The sequence below is a fragment of the Corallococcus sp. NCSPR001 genome (genome assembly GCF_017309135.1).
Classification (GTDB): domain Bacteria; phylum Myxococcota; class Myxococcia; order Myxococcales; family Myxococcaceae; genus Corallococcus.
This window is the reverse complement of sequence record NZ_JAFIMS010000002.1, coordinates 9,203,907-9,227,795: the sequence shown is the minus strand read 5'-3', so window position 1 is coordinate 9,227,795 and position 23,889 is coordinate 9,203,907. Positions and strand designations below refer to the sequence as shown.

Below are 23,889 nucleotides of genomic sequence, written 5' to 3'. Positions count from 1 at the left end.
TTTCTCCTAGGCTGCGGGCCCGAGAGCGGTAATCTCGGACCCACCAACATCCTTGTCAGGAGGAATCGCACCTATGCGGACACGTCTGGTTCTGGCTGCCCTCGTTGCACTCTCCACGGGTTGCGTCTCGCAGGGGAAGTTCAACGAGAAGGCCCTGGAGGCGGAAGGGCTGACGAAGAACCTCACGGATGAGAAGGGGGCCCGCGCGGCGGCCGAGGCGAAGGTGAAGGAGCTGGAGGAGAAGCAGGCCGCGCTGGAGCAGGAGAAGACCGCCCTTCAGACGCGCCTGGACGCCTCCGAGAACCGCCTCACCACCGCGGCGGCCGAGCGCCGCGCCCTGGAGGACAAGAACGCGCAGCTGGCCGCGCTCAACGACGAGCTGGGGCGCAACGCCAAGAAGCTCGCGCAGGCGAAGGAGGAGCTGGAGAAGAAGAGCGCCGAGTACGAGAGCCTGGCCCAGTCCCTCAAGCAGGAGATTTCCGACGGCAAGATTGAGCTGTCGGAGATGAAGGGCCGGATGACCGTGCAGCTCAAGGACAAGATCCTCTTCGCGTCCGGCTCCGCGCGCGTGGGCAAGGAAGGGCAGGACGCGCTGGTGAAGATCGCCGACGCGCTCAAGACGGTGAAGGGCCGCATCGTGCGCGTGGAGGGCCACACGGACGACGTGCCCACCGGTGGCGGACAGTTCCCCACCAACTGGGAGCTGAGCCTGGCGCGCGCGATGGCGGTGGTGCGCTCGCTCCAGGACTCCGGCGTGGACCCGACCATGCTGTCCGCGGCGGGCTACGGGCAGTATCAGCCGCTCGTGCCCAACGACACGCCGGAGCACAAGAGCCAGAACCGGCGCATCGAAATCGTCCTCGCGCCCGGCCTCGGGGGGCGCTAGGAGGGGGCGCGGGAGACCCGCGCACCCTTCATGAGAACGCTCCTCTGCGTCGTCTGTGTATTGCTTGCGACCGGAGCCGTGGCACAGGCTCCGGACGCAGGAACCCTCGCCGGCGACGCTGGCGCTCCCACGGGCGTGCTGACGAAGCCGCCCGCCCTCCTGCGTCAGGTGGAGGCGGCCTACCCGCCGGAGGCCGCCGCCCAGCAGCTCGAGGGCACGGTGGTGATGTTCATCGACATCTCGGAGACGGGCGCCGTCACGAATGTCGAAATCACCCAGCCCGCGGGCCACGGCTTCGACGAGGCCGCCACCGAAGCGGTGAAGCAGTTCCAGTTCGAGCCCGCGGAGGTGGACCACGTCCCCGCGCCGGTGCGCATCCAGTACGCCTACCAGTTCGTCTTCCGCGCGCCGGAGCCGCAACCCGAGGCCTCGCCGGACGGCGGCGTCCAGGAGCCCCAGGGGCCGGTGAACTTCAGCGGCCAGGCGTTGGAGCGCGGCACCCGCAAGCCCCTGGTGGGCGCGGAGGTGGTGCTCACGGAGCTGGACCGCTCCACCGTCACGGATGAAGAGGGGCGCTTCGCCTTCCGGGGCGTCCCCGTGGGCACGCACCCGGTCGTCGTCGTGCTGGGCAACTACGACCGCTTCAAGACGCAGGAGACGATTGAAGAGGGCAAGGAGACGCAGGCGAAGTACTACGTGCAGAAGCGCGTCTTCAGCCAATACGAGACGGTGGTCCGCAGCGACCGCGAGCGCAAGGAGGTGACGCGCACGACCATCTCGGTGGCGGAGGTGCAGCGCGTGCCGGGCACGCAGGGGGACACGCTCAAGGTGGTGCAGAACCTGCCGGGCGTGGCGCGGCCCGCGTTCAACGGCGGCGCGCTCGTGATTCGCGGCACCAGCCCGCAGGAGTCCGGCGTCTTCCTGGACGGCCTGCGCATCCCCATCCTGTACCACTTCGGTGGGCTCACCTCCGTGTACAACTCGGACCTGCTGGAGGCGGTGGACTACCTGCCCGGCAACTTCTCCGCGTACTACGGCGACATCACCGGCGGCGTCATCAACGTGCGCAGCCGCGAGCCCCGCACGGACCGCTACCACGCCACGGTGGGCATCAGCCTCATTGAATCCAACGCGGTGATTGAAGGCCCCATCACGGACACGCTGAGCTTCGCCATTGGCGGCCGGCGTTCGTACATCGACCTGGTGCTCAAGGCGGTGCCGTTCGACGACGACAGCCTCCAGGTGGCGCCGCGCTACTACGACGCGCAGGCGAAGCTGGTGTGGAAGCCGAGCAGCCGCCACACGTTCACGCTGCAGGGCCTGACGTCGCGCGACCGCCTGGCGTTGCTGTTGGACCAGCCGGCGGACGGCGACCCGTCCGTCAATGGCGGCCTGGACGTGACCACGGGCTTCAACCAGCTGCGCCTGCGCCACCAGTTCCGCGAGGGCCGGCTGACGCTCGACACGCACGGGTTGATTGGCAACACCCTCCTGGACTTCCAGATTGGCGAGCGCGGGCTGCGCATCGCGTCCACGGACCTGTATCTGCGGCCCACGGTGGAGTTCGCGTTCAACGACAGCGTGACGGTGGCGGGCGGCCTGGACGTGGTGGCGAACCTGGCGAACGTGAGGGCCAGCATCCAGCAGCCGCCGCGCGAGGGCGAGCCGCCGTCGCCGCTGGTGACGGAGGACCTCATCAACATCGACGGGAAGTTCACCCAGTACTACCCGTCCGCCTGGGCGGAGGTGCGGTGGCGGCCCATCCAGGACCTGCTGGTGGTGCCGGGCGTGCGCACGGAGAGCTACGTCTTCACGGACCAGCAGGAGGTGAAGCGCACGGTGAACCCCCGGCTCGCGGTGCGCTACGCGCTCACGGAGACGCTGACGCTCAAGGGCGGCGCGGGCGTCTACCACAGCCCGCCGGTACAGGATGAGCCGTCACCGGGGTTCGGCAATCCGGACCTGGGGGCGAAGCGGTCGCTCCAGTACAGCGTGGGCGCGGAGTGGCAGGCGCGGCCGGAGTGGTTCGTGGGCAGCGAGGTCTTCTACAACGACCTGGATGACCTCATCGTCCGCTCGAACGCGCGCGTCGTGCGCAACGGCGAGTCCGTGCCGGAGAACCTGAAGAACGGCGGCGTGGGGCGCATCTATGGCTTCGAGTTGCTGGTGCGCCGGGCGCTGACGGACCGGCTGTTCGGCTGGGTCTCGTACACGCTCTCCCGCAGCGAGCGCCGGGACGCGCCGGGGGCGCGCTGGCGCAAGTTCGACAACGACCAGACGCACGTGCTGACGGCCATCGCCAGCTACAAGCTGCCGAAGGGCTGGGAGGTGGGCGCGCGGTTCCGCTTCGCGTCCGGCAACCCGACGACGCCGGTGCTGGGCGCCAAGCGCGACGACACGACGGACGTGTTCATCCCGTACTACGGGCTGGTCAATTCGCAGCGGCTGCCGTCGTTCAACCAGTTGGACATCCGCGTGGACAAGAACCTCATCTTCGACACGTGGAACCTGGACCTCTACCTGGACCTGACGAACGCGTACAACAACCAGTCGGTCGAGGGCGTGGCCTACAACTACAACTATTCCAAGCGCGAGTTCTTCAAGGGCCTGCCCATCCTGCCCGTGCTCGGCTTGAAGGGAGCTTTCTGACGCCATGCGCACTCCCGTCCTGCTGTCTGTGATTGCGTTGCTGGGCTCAAGCGCGTGCAGCGGCCCCGATTTCGATGCCCAGAGTGAGATTCGCGGCGTGCGCGTGCTCGGCATCAAGGCGGAGCCGCCGGAGCTGACGTTGGACCCGAGCGCCTCCACGCTGCCGCCGCCGGTGACGTTCACCGCGCTGGCGGTGACGCCGGACGCGCGTCCGGTGACGGTGACGTACGCGCTGTGCCGGCCGGACGTGAACCCCTACGGGGACGTGGCGTGTCCGGGGGACAGCGGGGTGCCGCTGAACAACGGGGTGCTGTCGTTGAGCGACCCGGCGGTGCAGGCGCTGCTCATCGAGTCGTTCCAGGCGGCCACGGGCGGCACCGGGGGAGGGCAGGGGGGAACGTTCGACTTCAACGACCCGGCGGTGCGGCAGGTGCTCCAGACGGGGCTGCCGCTGTTCGTGGGGTACGAGGCGACGGACGGCAGCGGGACGCCGGAGGGCGTGGAGCGGGGCGTGCGGCGCATCACGCTGCGTTCGACGGAGACGCCGAACCAGAACCCGGTGATGCAGGACGTGCTGTGGAATGACGCGCCGCTGTCCGGACCGCTGCCGCTGGACGCGGAGGTGACGTTCACGCCGGTCTTGGGAGAGGGCAGCGAGGAGTCCTACGCCACGGCGGACGGGACGCGGACGGAGCAGGTCTTCTTCAGCTGGTTCGCGACGGGCGAGGGCGAGGTGGGGTCGTTCCGTTCGCTGGAGCCGGTGGATGGCAAGCCCGGAGACCCGACGACGACCTACACGACGGCCAAGACGCCCGAGCGCATCACGGTCTGGGTGGTGGCCCGGGACGGCCGCGGCGGCACGGACTGGACGACGCGCACGGTGGACGTGGGGCCCTGAGAGCCAGGGCCTTCATGGGGGCGTTGTGGGGCGTCCTGTGTCTAGGCGGGTGCGCTTCCCCGCCGCCCCCGGGCGTCGTGCGCTTCGACTCCGCGCGCATGCCCGCCCGGCTGGATGGCCCGATGCCGGGAACACCGCTGTTCAACACCGCGTGGGACGCGCTCCTCGCGGCCTGTCCCCTCATCCTCTCCCAACGCAACGCCACGGCGGGAAATGCGGGCGCTGCGAACTTCGACGTGCGTTGGCGCATGTCGAAGGAGTATTGCGCCTGGCTGTATTACGTCCCGGATGATCGGTACGCGCTGAGCAAGCTGGTGGAGAGCTCGGATGCCACCCGGAGTCAGTTCGAACAGGGGTGCAGGGCCCCCGCGTTCGTCCAGGACCCGCGCTATCCACCCGACAGCCTCAAGTACCTCTACTTCCTCCACAACCATCCCGCGACGCCCACCAACCTCTCGGAGCGGGACCTTGCCGCGCTGGCGAAGATGGCGCGGATCCATGGGGGATATGTCGAGACGAAGGCAGGCCGGCTGCCCATTGGAATCGTCGCCTTCTTCTCTGAAGGTTCTTCTGGGAACCCTACGGGATGCGACGGGTTCTACGAGTACACCTACGGGAGCGCGGAAGTGGTTCGCTGGACGCCTGATGACGAAGGCCGTTGGCGCAGAACGCGGGCAGGTACTGTCACCTGGGACAGTGAGACGGAGTTCCGGTTCGTCCCGACACGCTAGGCAGGAGCACCGCGGATGCCACGACTGACGAGCGCGATGCGTTGCGCAGGACTGGGCCTGATGGGCGGGGTGCTGCTCCTGGCGGGTTGCCTGCGAGGACAGGGAGCCCGGCCCGCTGACTGGGAGGGAGACCGGAGCATCGCGTTTCCGCCGTTCTACGCGCAGTCAGCGGTGCAGGTCGGCGGCGAAGAGCAGGCGTATGTGCTGGACGGCAACCTGCTCAGGGCTGTCCAGGTCGCCACGGAGGACTTCTTCCCGAAGCAGTCCAAGGACACGCCCTGCTGGGGAAGGCCGGAGGCGTATCGCTACCGGGTCATCCGGCAGGGCATCGTCTTCTTCATCCTGATCCACGAGGCTCCGGATGCCTGTGGCAACACCTTCATCGGTGTGGACACGGGAGCACGTTACGCGGTCAGCCTTGATGGTCGAATCCTGCGGCGCAGCGTGGGGGCGGAGCCGGAGACCCCACCTGCGCCTCAAGACATGGATGCAGGAGTCCTGGATGGGATTGTATTGGACAGTGGTGCCCCGTAGCGGGCCCTGCCCTCTCACGGGATGTTCGTCGGGTCGCTGTCGAAGAGCGCGTCGAACAGGGTGGTCCGGGGGGGCTGGGTCCACTCGACGACGACTGGAACGGGAGTCGCGGCCACTTCGCGGGGCAGCGCGCTGACGTGGAAGCGGGACTCCAGCTCCCTTGCGACGATGCGCGCCGCTTCCTCCATGGTTCCGGGCAGGGGCGCCAGGTGCAGCAGGGCCGCACGGCGCTTGCGCCCCTCGTATTCGAACGTGATGCCGTACACGGTGAACACCGGGGCCAGGATGCTCATGCAACCCACGACGGCCCAGGGAATGGGCGGCATGGGGTCTCCCTTCGCGGGATAGACAATGCAGCGGAAACTGCATCGCGTGGGGCCGGTGCCGTCGCCTATCGAGAAGCCTGGAAGCAGCGTGCGCAGATGGTCGAGAAACCCGTGCCACTGGCCAAGGCCCTGCAGCGCTTCGTCAAAGCGTTTGAACAGGCGGGAGAGTTCAGGACCGGTTTCATCGGCGTCGGAGACCGAGGCAGGCCAGTAGTGTCTGGCGATGGCCAACAACTGCTCCGTGCTGGGAGTCATCGCGCGCGGGCTCCGGCTTCAAAGGGTGAAATCACCGAAATGCACCGGGAGGGCTCGCTCGTGACACACGGCCGGGACCTTCGAGCCCGCGATGGACGCGGGGACGGTCGTTCGTAGCGAGGACTTCACTGATTCGCAGAGCATTCCCAAGGGAGACGCAAGGGTGGCTGCGCTGAAGATGGCTTGCGTGGCTTCGTTGATGCGGTCCGCCGCGATTCGCTGGGCCAACGCCGTGGAGATGGGGCCCTCGACGTTGTGAGGGGGCGTCTCGACCCCGAACCGGCACAGGATGGACTCTCCGGTGTTGTCCCGGGAGATGCGGATGTGGATGCAGGCGGCCCGCCAGCCGCCGGGCTTACCCGAAGCCGCTTCCACGATGGTCACGAAGCGGATCTGCCGGGGCAGGATCCGCCCCGTGACGAACGTCCGGTCCGTGGGCCCGACACACGCCACGCACAGGGTCAGCACGGCCGCGACTGGAAGCCACCATCGCCGTGCTGCCTGTGCCGCCATGGTTCACCCCGTCAGCCACGCGGACGCGCGGCCCAGGCCCTCCGCCACGGAGGTGAAGGCGTCCGCCGTGCGCACGCGCTCCTCTCCGAAGCGCTTCACGTACAGCTCCCGCACCGCCGGAATCTGCGACGAACCACCCGTCAGGAAGACCGCGTCAATCTCCCTGGCCTCCGGGTGCTTCGCCAACAGCCCTTCCGTGCACTGCGACAGTTCATCCAGCAACGTGCGGCTCGCCGCCTCGAACTCCGGGCGCGTCATCGGCTCGTGCAGGTGGATGCGCGCGTCCTCGAAGTCGATGGTCGCCACGTCCTCGCTCGACAGCTTCACCTTCGCCGCTTCAATCGCCCGGAACAGCCGGTAGCCCAGGTTGTCCATTACCAGGTCGTAGAGCGCCTGGATCTCCGCCGGGTGGTCGCTCGTGTCGAGCATCACCTCCAGGAGCTCCTGCGTGGACTTCTCCCGGATGAAGGACATCTCGTGCCAGTTGAGCAGCTTCGCCAGCACGTGCTGCGGGATGGGCAGCCGCTTGTGGCTGAAGCCCTTCACCTTGTACGTGGACCCCGCCCCGAACCGGGGCAGCAGCTTGTGCCGCATGATCTCCGCGTCGAACCGGTCACCACCGATGCGCACACCCGTGGACCCCACCACGTCCGGCCTGCGGTCCAGGTTCCCCCGCCGCGACGGTCCCAGCCGCATCAACGTCAGGTCCGTCGTGCCGGCGCCGAAGTCCGCCACCAGCACCAGCTCGTCCTTCTCGAGCCGCGCCTCGTACGCGAGCGCCGCCGCGATGGGCTCAATCAGGAACTGCACGTGCGTGAAGCCCGCCAGCTCCGCCGCCTTGCGCAGCCGCTTCTCCGCCAGTGCGTCTGCTTCCGGATCCGGCGTGAAGACCGCGGGCCGGCCCAGCACCACCGCGTCCGGCGGCTCGCCCAGGTGCGCCCCGGCCGCCTCGCGCACGCGGCGCAGCAGGATGGCCACCAGGTCCTCGATGGTGAACGTGCGCCCCTTCACCTGCGTGGCCCGGAAGGACGAGCTGTGCAGGAAGGACTTCACGGACTGGATGAACCGGCCGTTGTTGTCCTCCAGGTAGCGCTGGATGGCGTCCGCGCCCGTGAAGACCTCCCGCTCCTCCTCCGCGAAGAAGAGCACGGAGCGGAACAGCCGGGGCTCCGGGGTGTGGGGCTGCAGCGGCAACACGGTGCCATCCGGCAGAGCCAGGGCGGTGTTGCTGGTTCCGAAGTCGAGTCCGCAGGCGCGCATGGGGGGGCGCCCCTTATCGCCATTCTCCCGGACGCGGTAGCCCCAAAGTGAGCCCCCGCCGTGGGGCGTGCGGCCGGGCGGGCGCTCGGCACCGGGTGGCTTGGCGCTCCACGCGCCACCGCCATCTTTGCCCTGTCATCCCTTTGACAGGAGAACCCCATGAAATCGCGCGCAGCATGGCTGGGTGCCGGAGTCGCCGCACTGGTAGTGGGCACCACCGCCTGCCAGGACCAGGACCGCTCCCGCCAGGACACCGCGGAGAAGAACACCCCGGGACAGCAGGTGGAGCAGGCCCAGGCTCAATCGGAGAAGGCCTTCGACGACGCGCGCGACGCGCAGAAGGAGGCCTCCAGCCAGCAGCGCGAGGCCGCCCGCGCCCAGGAGGACGTGCGGCGGAAGCAGCAGGAGCTCCAGGAGGCCCAGGCCAAGGCCCAGAAGGAGGCCCAGGAGGCCCAGTCCAGCCAGCAGCAGGCGCAGGCGCGCACCCAGCAGGCCCAGTCCGTGGCCCAGCAGGCCCAGGCCAGCGCGCTGGCCGCGCAGCGCCAGGCGCAGCAGAACTTCGCCACGCAGCAGCAGCAGGCCTCCAACGAGAGCGCCGCCGCGAACCAGCGCATCGCGGACCCGAGCGCCCCGCGGCAGCAGGCCGCGAACCCGAACGCCGCCACGCAGCAGGCCGCCATCGCCCAGAACCCGCAGGCCCCGGCCCCGCAGCAGCAGGAACAGCAGATCTCCGGCGACGTGCTCAGCGCGAGCGCCCAGGAGGTGCTGGTGAGCCAGCGCGGTGAGCCGCAACTGCGCCTGAAGGTGGGGCCCAGTACGCAGGTGCAGGTGGATGGCCGGGCCGCGAGCGCCGCGGACATCCAGGAGGGCGCGCAGGTCCGCGCCTCCTACCGCACGGACGAGGGCAGCGGCGAGCCGCAGGCCCTGCGCATCGACGCCACGTCCCGCGCGCAGCCGGCCGCGCCCGCACCGGTGGAGAGCGGCGAGTCCTCGCCCGGCGTGCCCCGGTAGTGCGGAGGCTCCAGACATGCCACGGCCCCGTGCCTTCGCGCTTCCCAACGCGAGGGTCCGGGGCCGTGCCGTGTCGCAGCCTTTGGAAGAACTTGCGCGCGTTACGCGGCCAGCTCGGCCTGGTCCAGGCCGGCCTCGGCCATCAGGTTCGCCAGCTCCGCCTTCAGCTTGTCCTTGGCGCGGATCTCCAACTGGCGGGCGCGCTCGCGGGAGAAGCCGAAGTGCTCGCCCAGCTCGCTCAGGGTCATCTCCGAGTCGCTCATCACGCGCTGCTCGATGATGAAGCGCTCACGCGGATCCAGGCGCATCAGCGCGCGCTGCACCAGGTTGCGGGTGAGGCCCGCCTGCTGACGGTCGGCGACCTCGTCCGCGTGCGAGGCGGACTCGGACTCCACGAAGTCCAGGTGCGTGGCGTCGCCGTCCTCGCCCACCGGCGCGTCCAGGGACAGGTCCCGGCCGCCCATGCGCTGCTCCATCTCACGCACTTCCGTGGGCTTCACGTTCAGCTTCTTGGCGATCTCGTCCGCGTTGACGATGTGGCCCTCGCCGGCGCCCAGCTTCTCCAGCTCGCGGCGCGTGCGGGCCAGGCTGAAGAACAGCCGGCGCTGCGCCTGCGTGGTGCCCAGCTTCACCAGGCTCCAGTTGCGGAGCACGTAGTTCTGGATGTACGCGCGGATCCACCACACCGCGTAGGAGATGAGGCGGATGCCCTTCTCAGGGTCGAACTTCTGCACCGCCTTCATCAGGCCGATGTTCGCCTCCTGGATGAGGTCGGACATCTTCAGGCCGTAGGAGCGGTACTCGTACGCCACCTTCACCACGAAGCGCAGGTTGCTCGTCACCAGGCGGTGGCCCGCGGACAGGTCGCCCGCGCGGAAGGAGCGCGACAGCGTCTGCTCTTCCTGCGGGGTCAGCAGCGGGTACTGGTTGATCTCCGAGAGGTACGTGGAGAGCGAGTCGGCGGAAGAGAAGGAGTTGGAAGCCTGCATGGGGGTCTCTCTCGGGGAAGAGGGCGGTGTGTGTGACCGCCGTTTGCTGCGACGGGGAGACCTTTAGCAACGCACGGGCCAATGCCAGCCGACGGGCAACCTCAATGATTCCAGGGCGTTGCGCGAAAAGGCTTCAATGCTTAGGGCGGAACCCGGCACTTTTTACAGCGCGGGGTACCGACACTTCTTCCGGGTGCCCTGAAGGGAGGGTTGCCTGCCCTGCGACCCGGGCACAGGGCGGATCACATCCAGCAGGGATGTGGGCACGCCCCGGCCCCCACACCAGGGGCCCGGGGCGGCGGATGTCCGGAAGTGACGGACGGCTCAGGGGGCCACGGGCGTGAGCTCGTAGCCCACGTTCACCTGGACCGCCGCGGGCAGGCAGGCGGGCGGGCTGCCCGGGTGGGTGACCTTCCAGCAGAGCTGGTTGCCGGGCGTGCCGGAGACATCCAGGGTGACGCTGTCCGGCCCGCGCTGTAGCGGCAGCGGGTGCCAGGTGGGCGTGGGGTTGGAGGCGCAGTCGGTGGCCACCTCATAGCGGGGCGCGGGCTCACTCGCGCAGCCTGCCGGCACGGTGTCCGTCTTCGTGAAGCGCACGCGGGACACGGCGCAGCTCGCGTCCGGAGGGTTCAGCACCTTGGAGCGCGCGGCCATGGGCGCCTGACCCTGGAACAGGAAGACGGCGTCGTTGAAGTCACGGTCGCCGCCACCATTGAGGTCCTCGAAGCCCATGAGCCACTGGCCCGGCACGGTCGTGGGCGCCGTCATCAGCACGTGCGGCATGCGGAGGTTGACCGACGCGGGGACGGTGGCGCCTTCCTTGGGAAGGACGAGGCCCCCGTAATACGGCGCGGCGATGCGCTGCAGCACGTTCGAATCCACCCAGCCACACAGCTTCTGCCCGTTGGGCACCACGGGGCAGGCCTTCGAGGAGGACTGGGCGTGGTCCGGGTCGCACTGGTCGGAGAACGCGCAGCCGATGTTCCGCTGCGCTGTCGGCAGGCGGCCCACGGGGTCCTGGTCCAGGTTCCACTTCGTCTTGGAGAAGAAGACGGACAGGGGCGTCCTCAGGTGCAGCGTGCACTTGAGGTCGGCGTCCCTGCTCAGGCAGGGGAAGACGGTGCCGTCGTCCAGGTTGTGGGCCGCGTCGAAGGCGGTGACGAGGAAGAAGACCATCTCCCTGCCGCCCTGGATGATCCCCAGGTCCACCGTGCGGTCATGACGGGAGATGCCGGGGTCCGGATTGTAGGGACGCACATTGCCCCGCGTGTCGTACCGGGACACGTCGTAGTCAGGGATGCCGTCCTCGAAATCATCGGCGTCCGGCACCAGGCCCATCGCGCGATAGGTGGTCAGGTTGCTGTCGTCCTCGGTGCTCAGGAAGACCAGCGCGCCCAATCCCATGAAGTTGTTGGCGGCGTGGGCGGGCTCCAGCAGGTTGGGGATGCGCGTGAAGAGGCCGTTGTCGGAGAAGCCGGTGCCCGCGTTCGCGGAGGGAGTGGGGGGGACGGTCCCCACGATGTCGGCGGTGATGTTGTAGGCGGAGGAGGTGCGGCCGGGACGGGCATCCGTCACGTCGTGGCTGGTGGTAAAGGCCGAACCGCAGGTCGAGTTGAGCGCCAGGTCCGGCTGGCGGTAGATGAAGCCACGGGAAACGAAGGTCCGGGAACAGCGGGGGCTCACTCCGATGTACGGACGGGCCTGGGCACCGGAGGGCGGGGCCAGGTTGTAGAGGTCCTCGTGCAGGTCCGCGATGCCGTTGCCGTTGGCGTCCACCAGGTCACCCTGGGCGTTGACGTAGCCGCGCGCGACGAGGTCGTCGTAATACACGTAGCCGAACGCGTGCGTGGCCTCCGATTCCTTGGCGATGAAGGTGACGCTCAGCTGCTGGTCCCTCGGGAACACGATGCGCTCCGAGGACCTGGGGGCTTCGGGCGGCGTCAACCACAGCTCCTGCGGGAGCATGGCGGTGGCGTTCTCCAGGAGTTCGAAGCCCGAGTCCGCGAAGGGCGGCTGACGGTTCACCGACAGGTCCTGGGCGACGCTGAAGCCGAACGACGCGGAGATGGACTGGCCGTAGTTGCTGGTGACCGTGACGGCCACCGGGGTGGCGTCCTCCGCCAGGCACTGCGGCGCGGTCCAGGTCTGGAGGCTCGAGGTCCCGGTGTCCACCGGCGTCCCCAGCGTGCCCGCGTTGGCCTCCCAGGAGAACGTCAGCGGAAAGCCCTGCGGATCCGTGGCCAGGATGCCGACCTCCGCGGTGCCGCCGGGAGGCAGGACCGCGGTGGACTGCGAGAACCCGTTGAGCTGCGGCGGCACATGGAAAGGCGGGAGGCTCCCGGAGGACACCGCGTGGGCCGCGCGCGGTGAGGGAATGACAATCAGGAGCCCCCCGGCCACGAAGGCCAGGAGGCGAAGCAGATGAGGCTGCAAGGACAGACTCCTCGGGGTGGAGACGGCCCCGAGGATTTATCAGATGCGGATGACAGGCATCTCCAGCGGGAGGCAATCCCTGGCGGCCCTCAGGGCACGACAGGCCCGGATTCGTAGCCGATGTCCACGTTGTTGATGGTGGCCTGGCACGGCGTGTTCCCGGCGATCAGGTCCGCCTTCCAGCAGAGCTGATGGCCGGGAGTGCCGGACACGTCGAGCACGGCGTCCCGGTTCCAGTCGAACGTCACCGGATGCCAGGTGGGGTTGGGATTGGGGATGCAGGTGTCGAAGAGGCACAGGCGGCAGTCGGTGGCCACCGCGTAGTTGATGGCGACCGGAGACGCGCAGGTGGGGTCCTGGGCGTCGTCCTTGTGGATGTACACCTGCTGGATGTTGCAGCTGGGGCGGGCCTGGGGGCTCAGCACGGTGGAGCGCACGCGGCCGGGCGTGGGCGCCCAGTTGCGCAGCATGAAGACGACGTCGTTGAAGTCCCGGTCGCCTCCACCCGGGAGGTCCTCGAAGGCCAGCAGCCACCGGTCGGACGCGGGGCCCACGTTGCCCAGCACGGCGTGGGGCATGACGAGGTTGCCCGGCGCGGCGACGGTGGTGGCGACCATGGGCAGGCTCGTGTTGCCGTAGGGCATCGTTGCCAGGCGCTCGCGGGTCCAGTCATCCAACCACCCGCACATCTTCTGGGTGGTGCCGGCCAGGGTGCAGGCGTACCGGGTCGAATTCGGGGTGCAGGCTTCGTTGTAATCACACCCCATGTTCCGGGACGCGACGGGGTTCTGGCCCATGAAGTCCTGGTCCAGGTTCCACTTCGCCTTGGAGAAGAACACGTTGAGGGGCGTCCTCAGGTGCAGCGTGCACTTGAGGTCGGCATCCCTGCGCAGGCAGGGATAGACGGTGCCGTTGTCCGTGTTGTGGGACGACTCGTAGGCGGAGACGAGGAAGAAGACCACCTCCTGTCCGCCCGGGATGACGCCCAGGTCCACCGTGCGGTCATAGGTCGTGATGCCGGGATCCGGGTTGGAGGCCCGCGGACGGCCGTGGCTGTCATAGGCGGAGACGTCGTAGTCGGGGACGCCGTCGTTCAGGTCCATCGAGTCAGTGACGGTGCCCAGCCCCTGGTAGGTGGCCGTGTCGGAGTCGTCGTCCGTCAGCAGGAAGGCCAGGTGGCCGATGCCCAGGTTGTTGTTGGACGCGTGCGCAGGCTCCAGCAGGTTGGGGATGCGCGTGAAGAGCCCGTTGTCCGAATAGCCGGTGCCGGCCGCTCCCGGCGGACTGCTCCCGACGACGTCGATAGAGATGTTGTAGGCGGAGGAGGTGCGGCCCGGACGGGCGTCCGTCATGTCCGCGTGGGTGATGAATGCCGAGGTACAGTTCGAGTTGAGCGCCAGGTCCGGCTGGCGGAAGGTGAAGCCGCGGGACGTGAAGGTCCGGGAACAGCGGGGGCTCACGCCGATGTACGGGCGGGCCTGGGTACCGGAGGGCGGGGCCAGGTTGTAGAGGTCCTCGTGCAGGTCCGCGATGCCGTTGCCATTGGCATCCACCAGGTCGCCCTGCGCGTTGACGTAGCCGCGGGCCCGCAGGTCGCTCATGTACAGGTAGCCCAGCGCGTGGCTCGCGGCGGCGCTCTCGTACACGAAGCTGATGGTGACGTTCTGGTCCGTCGGGAACACGATGGAGTCCACCGACGTGGGCGTCCAGAACGGGTTCACCGACCGCAGCGTCTTCTGCGGGGTGAGCGTCACCTGCGTCAGCTCGTCGAACCCCGCGGCGGCGAACGCGGGCTGCACGTCCTCGTACAGGTCCCCGGGGCCGCAGGTGTCGGCCGCGTGCGCCGGACGTGGTGAGGGAATGACAAACAAGGCGCTCCCGGCCACCAGGGCCAGGAGACGGGAGGGATTCGGGGGCAAGGACAGACTCCTTGGGATGAAGAGGGCTCCCAGGGTCTATCAGAAATAACAAGGAAGACGGTTATGTCGGGGTGTGTCAGGCTTCACCCATGAAGACCCCCCGTCTGCCCGTGCTCCTGGCGCTGTCCCTGGTGTTCCCCCTCGCGGCCTGTTCGACGGCGAGGGCCACGTCGTTCGCGCTGCCCATGGAGCGGGCCACGGAGTGCCGGCAGTTGTGCGAGCAGATCGACATGCGGATGAGCGCGGTGGTCATCATCATGAACTCCGCAGGCTGCGTCTGTGAGCCGAAGCCGGCGGAGGGGACGAACGCGGCGCGGACCGGGGCCGCCGCGGCGTCGGGCGGTGCCATCATCCGCGCCGCGGCGGACGCGGCGCAGCACGCGAACAACAGCAACAACGCCGCCACGACGCACACCCCCTAGCCGTCAGGGCGTGACGGGCTGGCACGTGGGGGCCGCCCCCTGCGTCAGGTCAACGCCTTGCGCAGCCGTTTGGGAATGGCCTCCGCGTGCCAGCGCTGCACCTCGCGGGCGATTTCGGCGGAGCGCTCCGCGCGCTCGTCGCGGGCCTGGGGCAGCAGCTTGCGCGCGGCCTTGCGCTGGCCGGGCGGGGCCTCGGCGGCGGCGCGCTCGAAGAGCTCCAGGCGCACGTCCGCGTCGTGCAGCTCGCCCAGGCCGTCCTGGAGCGGCACCAGGACCTCCAGCAGCGCGCCCACGGTGCGGCGGAAGGCGGGCTGGAAGATCTCCAGCTCGTAGCGCAGCTTCTTCAAGTCCTTGCGCAGGGCGTGCGCGGAGGCGGCGTCCGGCGCGTCCGCGTAGCGCTCCAGGCGCTTCTCCACGCGGCGCAGGCGCTGGCGCAGGTGGCTGCGCACGCGCTTGCCGGCGAAGCGGTGGGCGTCCTGCAGCGTGTCCACCTTCTTCAAGAGGCGCGGCACGGTGCGGTCCGTCCAGCGCTCCAGCTCCGCGCGCAGCTTCTTCTCCCTGGCCTTCAGGCCGGACAGGTGGGACTGGCGCAGGCCGGCCAGCGCCTTGCTCGCGTCCTTCTTGCCCTTCGCGGCGGTGTCCAGCCACTTGTCCTGGACGTGCAAATCCCTCACGCCGCCCAGCGCGTCCTGGAGGCGCTTCACGTCCGCCTCCAGCCGGGTGAGCTTGCCGGTGGCCTGGAACACCTGGAGCGCGGCGCGCAGGCGGCGGGTGGCCACGCGCATGTCGTGCACGCCGTCCTCGTCCAGTTCACCCTCCAGCTGGGCTTCGGGGTGGCGCACGTCCGCGAGCCGGCCGGCGAGGATGCGGCGGGCGGCGTCGCCCAGCGCGGTGTCGGGGCCCAGGCCCCGGATGGGAGTGGGAGGAGGCATGGCGGGTCAGTCCTCCTTCAGGGCGTACTGCTGGACCATGCGTTCGGCCGCGTCCGGGCCCTCCCAGCCGAGGATGCGCGCGTCCTTGTCCGCGAAGTGCACCACCGCGAGGAAGAAGTGCTCCAGCTCCTCGCGCTCGCGCCTGGACAGGTCCTGGTAGGAATTGAGGTGGTCCGAGCGGGTGGCGTTCACCGGGACCAGCAGCAGGCGGTCATTGCGCTCGCGCTCGCCGTTGGTCGCGCCCCGCGGCTTCTGGTCCACCTGGAGCACGCCCAGCGCCCGGCAGGGCAGCACCACGCCGGGCCAGGTGGGCACGTCCCAGTACACCAGCGCGTCCAGCGGGTCCCCGTCCGGGCCCTTCGTGCTGGGGATGAAGCCCCAGTCGAACGGGTAGCGGAAGCCGCGCGTCAGCGGCCGGGACAGCGTGAAGGCCTGGAGCTTCGGGTCGTATTTCAACTTCACCGTCGAACCGCGGGGCGACTCGACGACGACATGCAACGCATCCTGTTCGCCGCGCAGGGGCAGGCGGGTGAAGTCGGTGGCCATGGACCCTCAGGCTGGGGTCGCCCCTCCGCCTCCGGCAAGTGCCCCCGTGCCAGGAGTTTCACTCGCCAACCCTGGCTCAGTGCAGGGGCCGGCCCAGGGGCAGCTCCGGCTGACGGCGCGCCACCAGCTTGCGCGTGGCGCGGGCCGCGGCCAGCCCTCCCAGGGTGTACCAAGCCACCGTGAGCAGCGACGTGGACGGACGGGCCTGGGATGGCTTCCGGCCCAGGCCCAGCTTGGGCGGCAGCACCACCGCGCCCAGGCCGGCGAGCAGGCCCAGCGTGGCGCCGCGCAGGTAGGGCCGCCTGGGACGTCCCAGGGCCACGAGCGAGAAGAACAGCCCGTTGGACAGCAGGTCCCCCACCAGTGTCTGGCGATGCAGCTGGCGCCCCTTCGCGGGCTCGCCGCCGAAGAAGCGGACGCCCTTCTCCAGGGAGCGCATGCCCAGCACGTCCATGCGCGGCGGGTGCTTCAACACGCGCCGGGCGCTCTCGTGGACCAGCGTGAGCGCGGCGGCGCCCACGAGGCCGGGACCCAGGGCACGGAACACGATGCGGGGCGGGGCGGCAGGTTCGATCATGCCTTCCAAGCTAGGCACCGCGCGCACGGGATTCCCGTCCGCGTGCGCCTGCCCGCCCGCCCCCCTGTCCGGCGTCCCGTTCGTGCCCGCGCGTCAGGAGCTGCAGCTCACCACCAGGTGCCGGCCCCAGGTGGGCGGCGAGGCCGCGTAGGCCTCCTGTCCGGGGTGTTCGTCGAAGGGCGCGGACACCAGCGCGAGCACGCGGTCCACCTCCGCGAAGTCCCCCTCCTGTGCCCGGGCGATGGCCTGCTGCGCCACCCAGTTGCGCAGGACGTACTTCGGGTTGACGCGGTCCATGCGCGCGTGGCGTTCGGCGTCCACGCTCCCCTCCGACTCCAGCCGCGCCCGGTAGCGCCCGGCCCACCCGTCGAAGCCCTCCGGCGGCAGGAAGTGGTCGCGGAGCGCGTCGTTGCGGGCACCGGGGCTTGCGTCGAACCGGTTCAGCGCGCGGAAGAAGCGCGTGTAGTCCACGTGCGAGCCGGCCATCAGCGCGAACAGGTCCTCCAGGAGCGAGCGGTCCTCGTCGCGCGCCTCCACCAGGCCCAGCTTCTCGCGCATGCGCGTGAGGAAGTGCCGCGTGAACGTGGGCTGGAAGAGGGTCAGCGTGGCGCGCGCCTCGTCCTCGGTGATGAGCGTGAGCAGCGCCTCGCCCAGGCAGGCCAGGTTCCACAGCGCCACGCGCGGCTGCTGGTCGAACGCGTAGCGGCCCTGGTGGTCGGAGTGGTTGCAGACGAAGCCGGGGTCGAAGTCGTCCAGGAACCCATAGGGCCCGTAGTCCAGCGTGAGCCCCAGGATGGACATGTTGTCGGTGTTCATCACGCCGTGCGCGAAGCCCACCGCCTGCCAGCGCGCCACGAGCTCCGCGGTGCGCTCCACCACCTCCGCGAAGAAGCGCGCGTGGCGGCCCTCCTGGCCCGCGAGGTGCGGGAAGTGCGCGGCGATGACGTGGTCCGCGAGCGTGGCCACGTGGCCGGGCTGCTCGGTGTGGTGGAAGAACTCGAAGGTGCCGAAGCGCACGTGCGTCGGGGCCAGGCGCACCAGCATGGCGCCGGTCTCCACGTCCTCGCGGTACACCGGCGCGCGGCTGCCCAGGATGCACAGGGCCCGCGTGGTGGGGATGCCCAGCGCGTGCAGGGCCTCGGAAGCCAGGTACTCGCGCACGGTGGAGCGCAGCACCGCCCTGCCGTCACCGCCGCGCGAGAAGGGCGTGGGCCCGCCGCCCTTCAGGTGCAGGTCCCACCTGCCGCCATCCGGGCCGCGCGCCTCGCCCAGGAGCAGCGCGCGGCCGTCTCCCAGGCGCGGCACGTACACGCCGAACTGGTGCCCCGCGTACACCATGGCCAGGGGCTCCATGCCGGGCAGCGGCGTGGCCCCGCCGAACACGCGCGCGAACTCCGGGCGCGCGGCCTCCTCCGCGTCCAATCCCAGGAGCCGCAGGGCCGCCGGGTTCACGCTCACCACGTGCGCGTCCGGGAAGGGCGCGGGGGCCACCCGGGCGGCGAACCCGGGGGGCAGACGGGCGTAGGTGTTGTCGAAGACGAGCTGTTCGAGCGAGGCCATGGATGGAAACAACAGACGTCAGGGAATCTGCATGCCCCGCTGGACCGCCGGACGGCTGCCCACGCGGTGCAGGTACTGGATGATGTTGGGCAGGTTCACGAAGAGCTCCGGGAAGAACTCCCGCGCGCCCTTCAGCCACGGGTACGTGGCGATGTCCGCGATGGAGTATGTGGTGGCCAGGTAGTCCCGCGACGACACCTGCTGCTCCACCACGCCCAGGATGCGCTTCGCCTCCGTCTGGAAACGGTCGATGGCGTAGGGGACCTTCGTGTTGGCGAAGCGCCCGAAGTGGTTGAGCTGCCCGAGCATGGGGCCCAGGCCGCTCATCTGGAACATCAGCCACTGCGTCACCTCCGCCTTGCCGCGCGGATCCGTGGGCATCAGCCGGCCCGTCTTCTCCGCCAGGTACAGCAGGATGGCGCCGGACTCGAAGAGGGTCAGCGGGCCCCCCTGCGCGTCGTGGTCCACGATGGCCGGAATCTTGTTGTTGGGGTTGATGGCCAGGTACTCGGGCTTGAACTGCTCGCCCTTCATGATGTCCACCGAGTGCGTCTTGTAGGGGAGGCCCAGCTCCTCCAGGGCGATGGACACCTTGCGGCCGTTGGGGGTCTTGAACGTGTACAGGTCGATCATGCCGTCACTCCCGTGAGCTCCTCGCTCACCTGCCAGAGCCGCTCCGCGAGCGCGTCGTTCCGGGCGGCGGACGACGGCTTCGCCTTGCGGCATTTGATGAAGTACTCGCCGCTGACGCCCGCCACCTCCGGCGACGACGCCAGGTAGATGGACGTCCGCGCGCCCTTCTCCGGGGAGAGCATGAAGGGCCCGGCCAGCTTGACGAGGTGCTTGAAGATGCCCTGGCTGTTGTGCCCGAAGCCGGTGGCCACCACGCCGGGGTGCAGCGCGTTCGCCGTGACCTGGGTGCCGGCCAGCCGCTTCGTCAGCCCGCGGGAGAAGAGGATGTTGCTGAGCTTGGCGTTGCCGTAGACGCGGATGCCGTCGTAGCGGCGCCGCTCCGTCTGCGGGTCGTCCAGGAAGTCCGGATACGCCAGCCGGTGCCCTTCCGAGGACACGTTGATGATGCGCGCCGGTCCGCTCGCCACCAGCAGGTCGCGCAGCAGGTGGGTGAGGAGGAAGTGGGACAGGTGGTTCGTGGCGAACGTGGCCTCGTAGCCGTCCACCGTCACCTGGCGCCGGTCGATGATGAGCCCCGCGTTGTTGAGGAGCACGTCCAGCCGCGAGTGCCGGGCGCGGAACGCCTTCGCCAGGTCGCGCACGGACTGGAGCGAGGACAGGTCCGCGAGCAGCGACTCCACCTGGGCTCCGGGGGCGGCCTCGCGCACCGCGGCGACCGTGGCCGCCGTGCGGGCCTCATCCCTGCCGGAGAGAACCAGCGTGGCCCCCCGCCGCGCCAGCGCCTTCGCGGTCTCCTGCCCAATGCCACCGGTGGCCCCGGTGATGAGGCACACCTTGCCGTCGAGACGGTCTTCGGGAAGCCCTGCCGCCATGGGACGCGTCCTCCTGGAATCCGGGGACGCGTTCTATACGCTCCCCGCCCTCCCCGCGCAGGAGAACCCGCCAGGGAGGTGGGGCCGGATGTCAGGTGGTGGCCTGGCTGATGTCCTCGGCCTGACGGCCCCGGCGGCCGCCGCCCTTGGGGGGCATGGAGACCCCCGCGCGCGCGTCGCCGTTGAGGTGGCTCTCCAGGAACCAGAGGTCCTCCTCGGTCTCGCCCAGGGTCTGGGTGAGGAGGTCCGCGGTGACGGGGTCGTTCACGTCATCCGACTTGGTGATGCCGTCGCGGACGCTGGCGGCGTAGCGGCCCACGCGCTCCACCAGCGCGCGGATGTGGGCCTCGCCGTCCACGGCCTGCAGGTCGTATTCGGGCAGTTGGCTGTTGTTGGTGGCCAGGCGGATGGTGCCCTGGGCGTAGCCGCCCAGCGCGCCCGCACGCTCGGCGTACGAGTCCGCGTGCTTGCGCGCGTGCTTGGCCACTTCGTCGAAGAGCAGGTGGCGGCTGTAGAAGTGCGTGCCCCGGATGTTCCAGTGGGCCTGCTTCACCTGCCAGTGCAGGTCGATGGCGTTGGCGAGCAGCGTGTTGAGCATGTCGATGAGCTCTTCGCGCGCGTCCTGGGGAAGGTTCACGTGGCTGGTCGTGTACATGGTCCTGATCCCTCGCTGGGTGGTTTGCGCGCGGCAGGCCGTCGGCATGACGTCTCGGCGCTTCCCACAGGGTGGGGATGGGACGGGCCCCTGGCCATGGTGCGGCATGCGTCGCTTGGCCGCCCGGCTGGCCCGGAGGGCGGGCGGCCGGGCGTCCTTGATGATCAGCCCGCGCCGGGGGCGGTCAGTCGGGCGGCGACCTCCGTGGCGGCACGCTCGCCGGACTCCACCGCGCCGTCCAGGTAGCCACGGCCCTCGATGGCCGTCTCGGTGCCCGCCCAGTGCACGCGGCCGAACGGGGCCCGCAGCGCGTCGCCCATGGCGGTGAGGGTGCCGGGGCGGGGCAGGCCCACGTAGCAGCCGGCGCTGAACGCCTCCTGCTTCCAGTCCAGCGCGGCGATGGCCAAGGGTGACAGGGCCTGGGGGCCGAAGAAGCGCGCGAAGTCCGCGAGCGCCGCACGGTGGAGGTCTTCCGCGGGGCGGCCGGTCCACGCGCGGGCCGTGTCGCCCAGGAAGAAGCCCACGAGCGCGGGGTGGTGGCCCTGGGGGCCGCAGTCATCGAAGCACAGGCGCACCGGGCCCACGTCGCTGACGGCCTCGCCGGACAGGCCCGCTTCGCGCCAGAAGGGCGTGGCGTAGGTGGCCACGACCTTGATGACGCTGCCCATGGGGATGTCCGCGTGCGCGCGGCGGCGGCCCGGCGGCAGGTCCGCGCCAAAGTCGATGCGCGCCGCGAGCGCGGGCGGCGTGGCCACCACCGCGTATCTCGCGCGGAAGGTCCGGCCGTCCTCCGTGGTGGCGGTGACGCCGCGAGCGTCCTGGAGCACGGCCTTCACGGGCGCGGAGAGGACGACGCGGTCCTCGGGCAACGCCTCCGCCAGCCTCTGTGAAAGCGATTGCGCTCCGCCCACGAAGCGCTCCGCCTGCGCGCCGCCCTCGATTTCGGTGAGCGGCATGAGGCCGCCGTTGGAGTGCACGTAGGAGAGGAAGCTCAGGAAGGACAGCTCGGAGGGCTCCGCCGCGAACACCGCGCGGGTGGCGATGTCCAGCGCGGCGCGGGCGCCCCAGGTGGGCACGTGGCGCTGCTTCCACTCCTCCACGGTGAGGGCGTCCCACTCGGCGGCCTTCGGCGCGGCGGCGGGCTGTTCGCGAGGGACGCGCTTCGCCAGCCCATCCAGCTTCCAGACGATGCGCTGCAAATCCAGCAGCGACAGGAGGGGCAGGGACGGGACCTTGCCCTGGTACGTGCGGCGCTCGCCGCGCACCTCCAGCACCTTGGTGCCCTGGTGGTGCTGGGGGAAGCGCTGGAGGCCCAGGCCATCCGCGAGCTTGAGCACGTGGCGCTGCCGGGGGCCCACCCACTGGCCGCCCAGGTCCACGAGCCCGCCGCCCAGCTCGCGGGTGAGGGTGCGGCCCCCCACGCGGTCGCGCGCCTCCAGCACGGCGACGGTGGCGCCGGTGCGAGCGATGTCCCGGGCCGCGGTGAGTCCCGCGACGCCCGCGCCGATGACGACCACGTCCGCGCTTTCACCCATGGTGTGGCGGACTCTACGCCGGAGGCGGCGGGTGGCTAGGATGCGCGCGGGACGTCAGCAGGGAAGGGTGGAGGACCGGATGTTCGCGTTGGAGATGGTGGAGAAGGTGCGGCAGGTGTCGCCGGGCGCGGCGAACGCGCTGACGACGTTGGCGGTGAAGAACATCGTCCCGCTGGCGAAGGCCATGGGCTACCGCGTGGACGAGGTGACGGACGCGCGCGTGAAGGCCACGGTGCCGCTGGACCGCAAGACGAAGAACCACGTGGGCAGCGTGTACCTGGGCGCCCAGGTGACGGTGATGGAGCTGACGATGGGCGTGATGCTCTTCCGCCGCTTCCCGCCCAGCCAGTACAAGATGCTGGTCAACCGCATGGAGGTCGCCTTCCACGCGAAGGCGAAGACGGCGGTGAGCGCGGTGTGCGAGCCTGGAGAGGAGCTGCTCCAGAAGCTCGCGTCGGAGCTGCGCGCGACGGGCGACAAGGCGGAGGCGTGGATCCCCGTGCGCCTGCTGGGCACGGACGGCCAGTGCGTCGCCGAGTCGCGCTTCCTGGCCGTCTTCAAGCGCGGGTAGCTACTTCGCCGGTTCCTCTTCCATCAGGAAGTCGCCAATGGTCTTCCACATCGCCTCGAACTGGGGGCGGCGGAAGCCGGAGCCGGAGATGAGCCAGTCCACGTGCGGGGGCTGGTGCGCCGGCTGGTCGAAGTGGCCAATGGCATCCAGGTGGTCCGCGCGCACCGCCGTCAGCACGCGGCCGTACACCTGCGAGCGCGTGGGCACGATGCCGTCGCACGCGGTGGGGCCGGGCATGGCGCCGTAGGCCTGCACCAGCGCCGCCGTCTGCGCGGGCGTGTGCAGGGGAAGCTGCGTGAGCGGCATCCGCTGCGTCTGGCCGTACACGAACGCGTAGATGGTGTGCGTGAGCTGCGCGTAAGGGTCCAGGCCCGCGGCCAGGCGCGTGCGCAGGGACGGCGGCCGGGCCTGCGTCACCACGGAGCCGTAGCGCACGCCGGGCCGGTCATGCGTGCCGCCGTTGAACAGGTCGATGCCCTCCGGCGTGAGCTGGGGGATGAGCGACGTGTCGCGGCCCACGTCCCACAGGAACTTCGTCACCGCGTCGCGCCGCTCGCTGGAGAAGTCCCCCAAGAGCTGGTCGAAGAGCTGATCCAGCAGCGTGGCCTTCCACCCCAGCTGATCATCCGCGCGCGACATCAGGTGGCCGAAGCGGAACACCACGCTCAGGGGCAGCCGGCCGAACCTCAGCACGTACATGGTGAACAGCGACAGCAGCTTCAGGAGTTGCTGGCCGAAGAGGCCCAGGAAGAACGTGGCCAGCGGCGTGCCCGCGTGGGGCGCGGACAGCGTCACCACGGAGCGCACGCGGCGCGCGAAGGGCTCCAGCTCCAGCGCGTCCGACACCTGCGCGCCGGGGGAGACGAACAGGCGGGCGTCCAGGCCGCCGGTGGAGTGGCCCACCAGGTGGATGGGGCCGTCGTCCCCGGAGGCCGTCTCGCTCACGGCCTTGAGCAGGTCCGCGGTGCGCTGGCGGATGGAGGCCGTGGGGTGCGAGACGATCGTCACCACCTCCGCGTCGACTCCCCGGCGGGCGAGGTCCTGCTTCAGGAACTCGTACGCGTGGCCGAAGTAGAGGAGCTCGCCCAGGTTGGTGAAGCCGAAGAATCCAGGGACGAGGTAGACGTGGTGCTTCACGGACATGGGTCGCCCAGCATACCCCACGCTCCCGGGATGGGCTTG

The 23,889-nt window shown here is 69.9% G+C and carries 23 protein-coding genes; 8 read left to right on the top strand and 15 right to left on the bottom strand.

All coding sequences use genetic code 11. The features are described 5' to 3' along the window. Positions 1-73: 73 nt before the first annotated feature. The 5 genes from JYJ93_RS39125 (at position 74) to JYJ93_RS39105 (ending at position 5,698) form a co-directional block, all read left to right on the top strand. A complete protein-coding gene (locus JYJ93_RS39125) occupies positions 74-886 on the top strand; it encodes an OmpA family protein (protein WP_206799908.1) in 813 nt (270 codons plus the stop codon). A gap of 30 nt (positions 887-916) precedes the next feature. Beyond that, a complete protein-coding gene (locus JYJ93_RS39120; protein ID WP_206799906.1) occupies positions 917-3,535 on the top strand; it encodes a TonB-dependent receptor in 2,619 nt (872 codons plus the stop codon). A gap of 4 nt (positions 3,536-3,539) precedes the next feature. After that, the gene (locus JYJ93_RS39115; protein ID WP_206799904.1) at positions 3,540-4,433 is read left to right on the top strand and encodes a hypothetical protein; all 894 of its coding nucleotides are present in this window, start codon (positions 3,540-3,542) and stop codon (positions 4,431-4,433) included. A 77-nt stretch (positions 4,434-4,510) separates the two neighbouring features. Continuing rightward, the gene (locus JYJ93_RS39110; RefSeq protein ID WP_206799902.1) at positions 4,511-5,164 is read left to right on the top strand and encodes a hypothetical protein; all 654 of its coding nucleotides are present in this window, start codon (positions 4,511-4,513) and stop codon (positions 5,162-5,164) included. A 15-nt stretch (positions 5,165-5,179) separates the two neighbouring features. After that, a complete protein-coding gene (locus JYJ93_RS39105) occupies positions 5,180-5,698 on the top strand; it encodes a hypothetical protein (protein WP_206799900.1) in 519 nt (172 codons plus the stop codon). A gap of 14 nt (positions 5,699-5,712) precedes the next feature. Here JYJ93_RS39105 and JYJ93_RS39100 read toward each other — a convergent pair whose 3' ends face one another. Genes JYJ93_RS39100 through JYJ93_RS39090 form a run of 3 tightly spaced genes read right to left on the bottom strand, consistent with a single transcriptional unit; the run spans position 5,713 to position 8,052 of the window. Next, on the bottom strand, positions 5,713-6,279 hold the full coding sequence (locus JYJ93_RS39100; RefSeq protein WP_206799898.1) for a hypothetical protein: 567 nt from the start codon (positions 6,277-6,279) through the stop codon (positions 5,713-5,715). Positions 6,280-6,297: 18 nt separating this feature from the next. Then, on the bottom strand, positions 6,298-6,747 hold the full coding sequence (locus tag JYJ93_RS39095; RefSeq protein ID WP_206799896.1) for a hypothetical protein: 450 nt from the start codon (positions 6,745-6,747) through the stop codon (positions 6,298-6,300). A 48-nt stretch (positions 6,748-6,795) separates the two neighbouring features. After that, the gene (locus JYJ93_RS39090; RefSeq protein WP_206799894.1) at positions 6,796-8,052 is read right to left on the bottom strand and encodes an Hsp70 family protein; all 1,257 of its coding nucleotides are present in this window, start codon (positions 8,050-8,052) and stop codon (positions 6,796-6,798) included. 159 nt (positions 8,053-8,211) lie between these two features. Here JYJ93_RS39090 and JYJ93_RS39085 point away from each other — a divergent pair, with 159 nt between their 5' ends. Next, positions 8,212-9,063, top strand: coding sequence for a hypothetical protein (locus tag JYJ93_RS39085; RefSeq protein ID WP_206799892.1), 852 nt, complete (start codon positions 8,212-8,214; stop codon positions 9,061-9,063). Positions 9,064-9,164: 101 nt separating this feature from the next. On the opposite strand, the gene JYJ93_RS39080 is transcribed toward JYJ93_RS39085, so the two are convergent. From JYJ93_RS39080 to JYJ93_RS39070, 3 genes are all read right to left on the bottom strand, one after another. Further along, complete coding sequence (locus tag JYJ93_RS39080; RefSeq protein ID WP_206799890.1) at positions 9,165-10,052, bottom strand: RNA polymerase factor sigma-32; 888 nt, start codon at positions 10,050-10,052, stop codon at positions 9,165-9,167. A 324-nt stretch (positions 10,053-10,376) separates the two neighbouring features. Beyond that, positions 10,377-12,485, bottom strand: coding sequence for a DUF4114 domain-containing protein (locus tag JYJ93_RS39075; protein ID WP_206799889.1), 2,109 nt, complete (start codon positions 12,483-12,485; stop codon positions 10,377-10,379). A gap of 89 nt (positions 12,486-12,574) precedes the next feature. Then, positions 12,575-14,404 (bottom strand): DUF4114 domain-containing protein, encoded by a 1,830-nt coding sequence (locus JYJ93_RS39070; protein WP_206799888.1) that lies wholly within the window; start codon positions 14,402-14,404, stop codon positions 12,575-12,577. An 89-nt stretch (positions 14,405-14,493) separates the two neighbouring features. Here JYJ93_RS39070 and JYJ93_RS39065 point away from each other — a divergent pair, with 89 nt between their 5' ends. Further along, on the top strand, positions 14,494-14,826 hold the full coding sequence (locus JYJ93_RS39065) for a hypothetical protein (protein ID WP_206799887.1): 333 nt from the start codon (positions 14,494-14,496) through the stop codon (positions 14,824-14,826). Positions 14,827-14,870: 44 nt separating this feature from the next. Here JYJ93_RS39065 and JYJ93_RS39060 read toward each other — a convergent pair whose 3' ends face one another. The 8 genes from JYJ93_RS39060 to JYJ93_RS39025 all read right to left on the bottom strand — a co-directional run bounded on the left by JYJ93_RS39060 (position 14,871) and on the right by JYJ93_RS39025 (position 22,136). Next, positions 14,871-15,758 carry a CHAD domain-containing protein gene (locus JYJ93_RS39060; RefSeq protein ID WP_206799886.1) on the bottom strand — a complete coding sequence of 296 codons (888 nt, stop codon included), beginning with the start codon at positions 15,756-15,758 and terminating at the stop codon, positions 14,871-14,873. 6 nt (positions 15,759-15,764) lie between these two features. Next, on the bottom strand, positions 15,765-16,304 hold the full coding sequence (locus tag JYJ93_RS39055) for an inorganic diphosphatase (RefSeq protein ID WP_206799885.1): 540 nt from the start codon (positions 16,302-16,304) through the stop codon (positions 15,765-15,767). Between the two features lie 76 nt (positions 16,305-16,380). After that, positions 16,381-16,881 (bottom strand): hypothetical protein, encoded by a 501-nt coding sequence (locus JYJ93_RS39050; RefSeq protein WP_206799884.1) that lies wholly within the window; start codon positions 16,879-16,881, stop codon positions 16,381-16,383. Between the two features lie 93 nt (positions 16,882-16,974). Beyond that, positions 16,975-18,441 (bottom strand): protein adenylyltransferase SelO, encoded by a 1,467-nt coding sequence (locus JYJ93_RS39045; RefSeq protein ID WP_206799883.1) that lies wholly within the window; start codon positions 18,439-18,441, stop codon positions 16,975-16,977. 18 nt (positions 18,442-18,459) lie between these two features. Next, positions 18,460-19,074 (bottom strand): glutathione S-transferase N-terminal domain-containing protein, encoded by a 615-nt coding sequence (locus JYJ93_RS39040; protein WP_206799882.1) that lies wholly within the window; start codon positions 19,072-19,074, stop codon positions 18,460-18,462. Then, complete coding sequence (locus tag JYJ93_RS39035) at positions 19,071-19,946, bottom strand: SDR family oxidoreductase (RefSeq protein WP_206799881.1); 876 nt, start codon at positions 19,944-19,946, stop codon at positions 19,071-19,073. The genes JYJ93_RS39040 and JYJ93_RS39035 overlap by 4 nt, the downstream gene beginning before the upstream one ends. A 91-nt stretch (positions 19,947-20,037) precedes the next feature. Further along, positions 20,038-20,601, bottom strand: a complete 564-nt coding sequence (gene dps, locus JYJ93_RS39030) for a DNA starvation/stationary phase protection protein Dps (RefSeq protein WP_206799880.1) — start codon at positions 20,599-20,601, stop codon at positions 20,038-20,040. Positions 20,602-20,765: 164 nt separating this feature from the next. Further along, positions 20,766-22,136: an FAD-dependent oxidoreductase gene (locus JYJ93_RS39025; RefSeq protein WP_206799879.1), complete on the bottom strand. Its 1,371-nt coding sequence runs from the start codon at positions 22,134-22,136 to the stop codon at positions 20,766-20,768. A 40-nt stretch (positions 22,137-22,176) separates the two neighbouring features. Here JYJ93_RS39025 and JYJ93_RS39020 point away from each other — a divergent pair, with 40 nt between their 5' ends. Continuing rightward, positions 22,177-22,707, top strand: a complete 531-nt coding sequence (locus JYJ93_RS39020) for a DUF4442 domain-containing protein (RefSeq protein ID WP_043321000.1) — start codon at positions 22,177-22,179, stop codon at positions 22,705-22,707. Here the strand turns inward: JYJ93_RS39020 and JYJ93_RS39015 are convergent, their stop codons facing one another. Continuing rightward, on the bottom strand, positions 22,708-23,850 hold the full coding sequence (locus tag JYJ93_RS39015) for a triacylglycerol lipase (RefSeq protein ID WP_206799878.1): 1,143 nt from the start codon (positions 23,848-23,850) through the stop codon (positions 22,708-22,710). It abuts the gene before it with no gap. Positions 23,851-23,889: the final 39 nt, after the last annotated feature.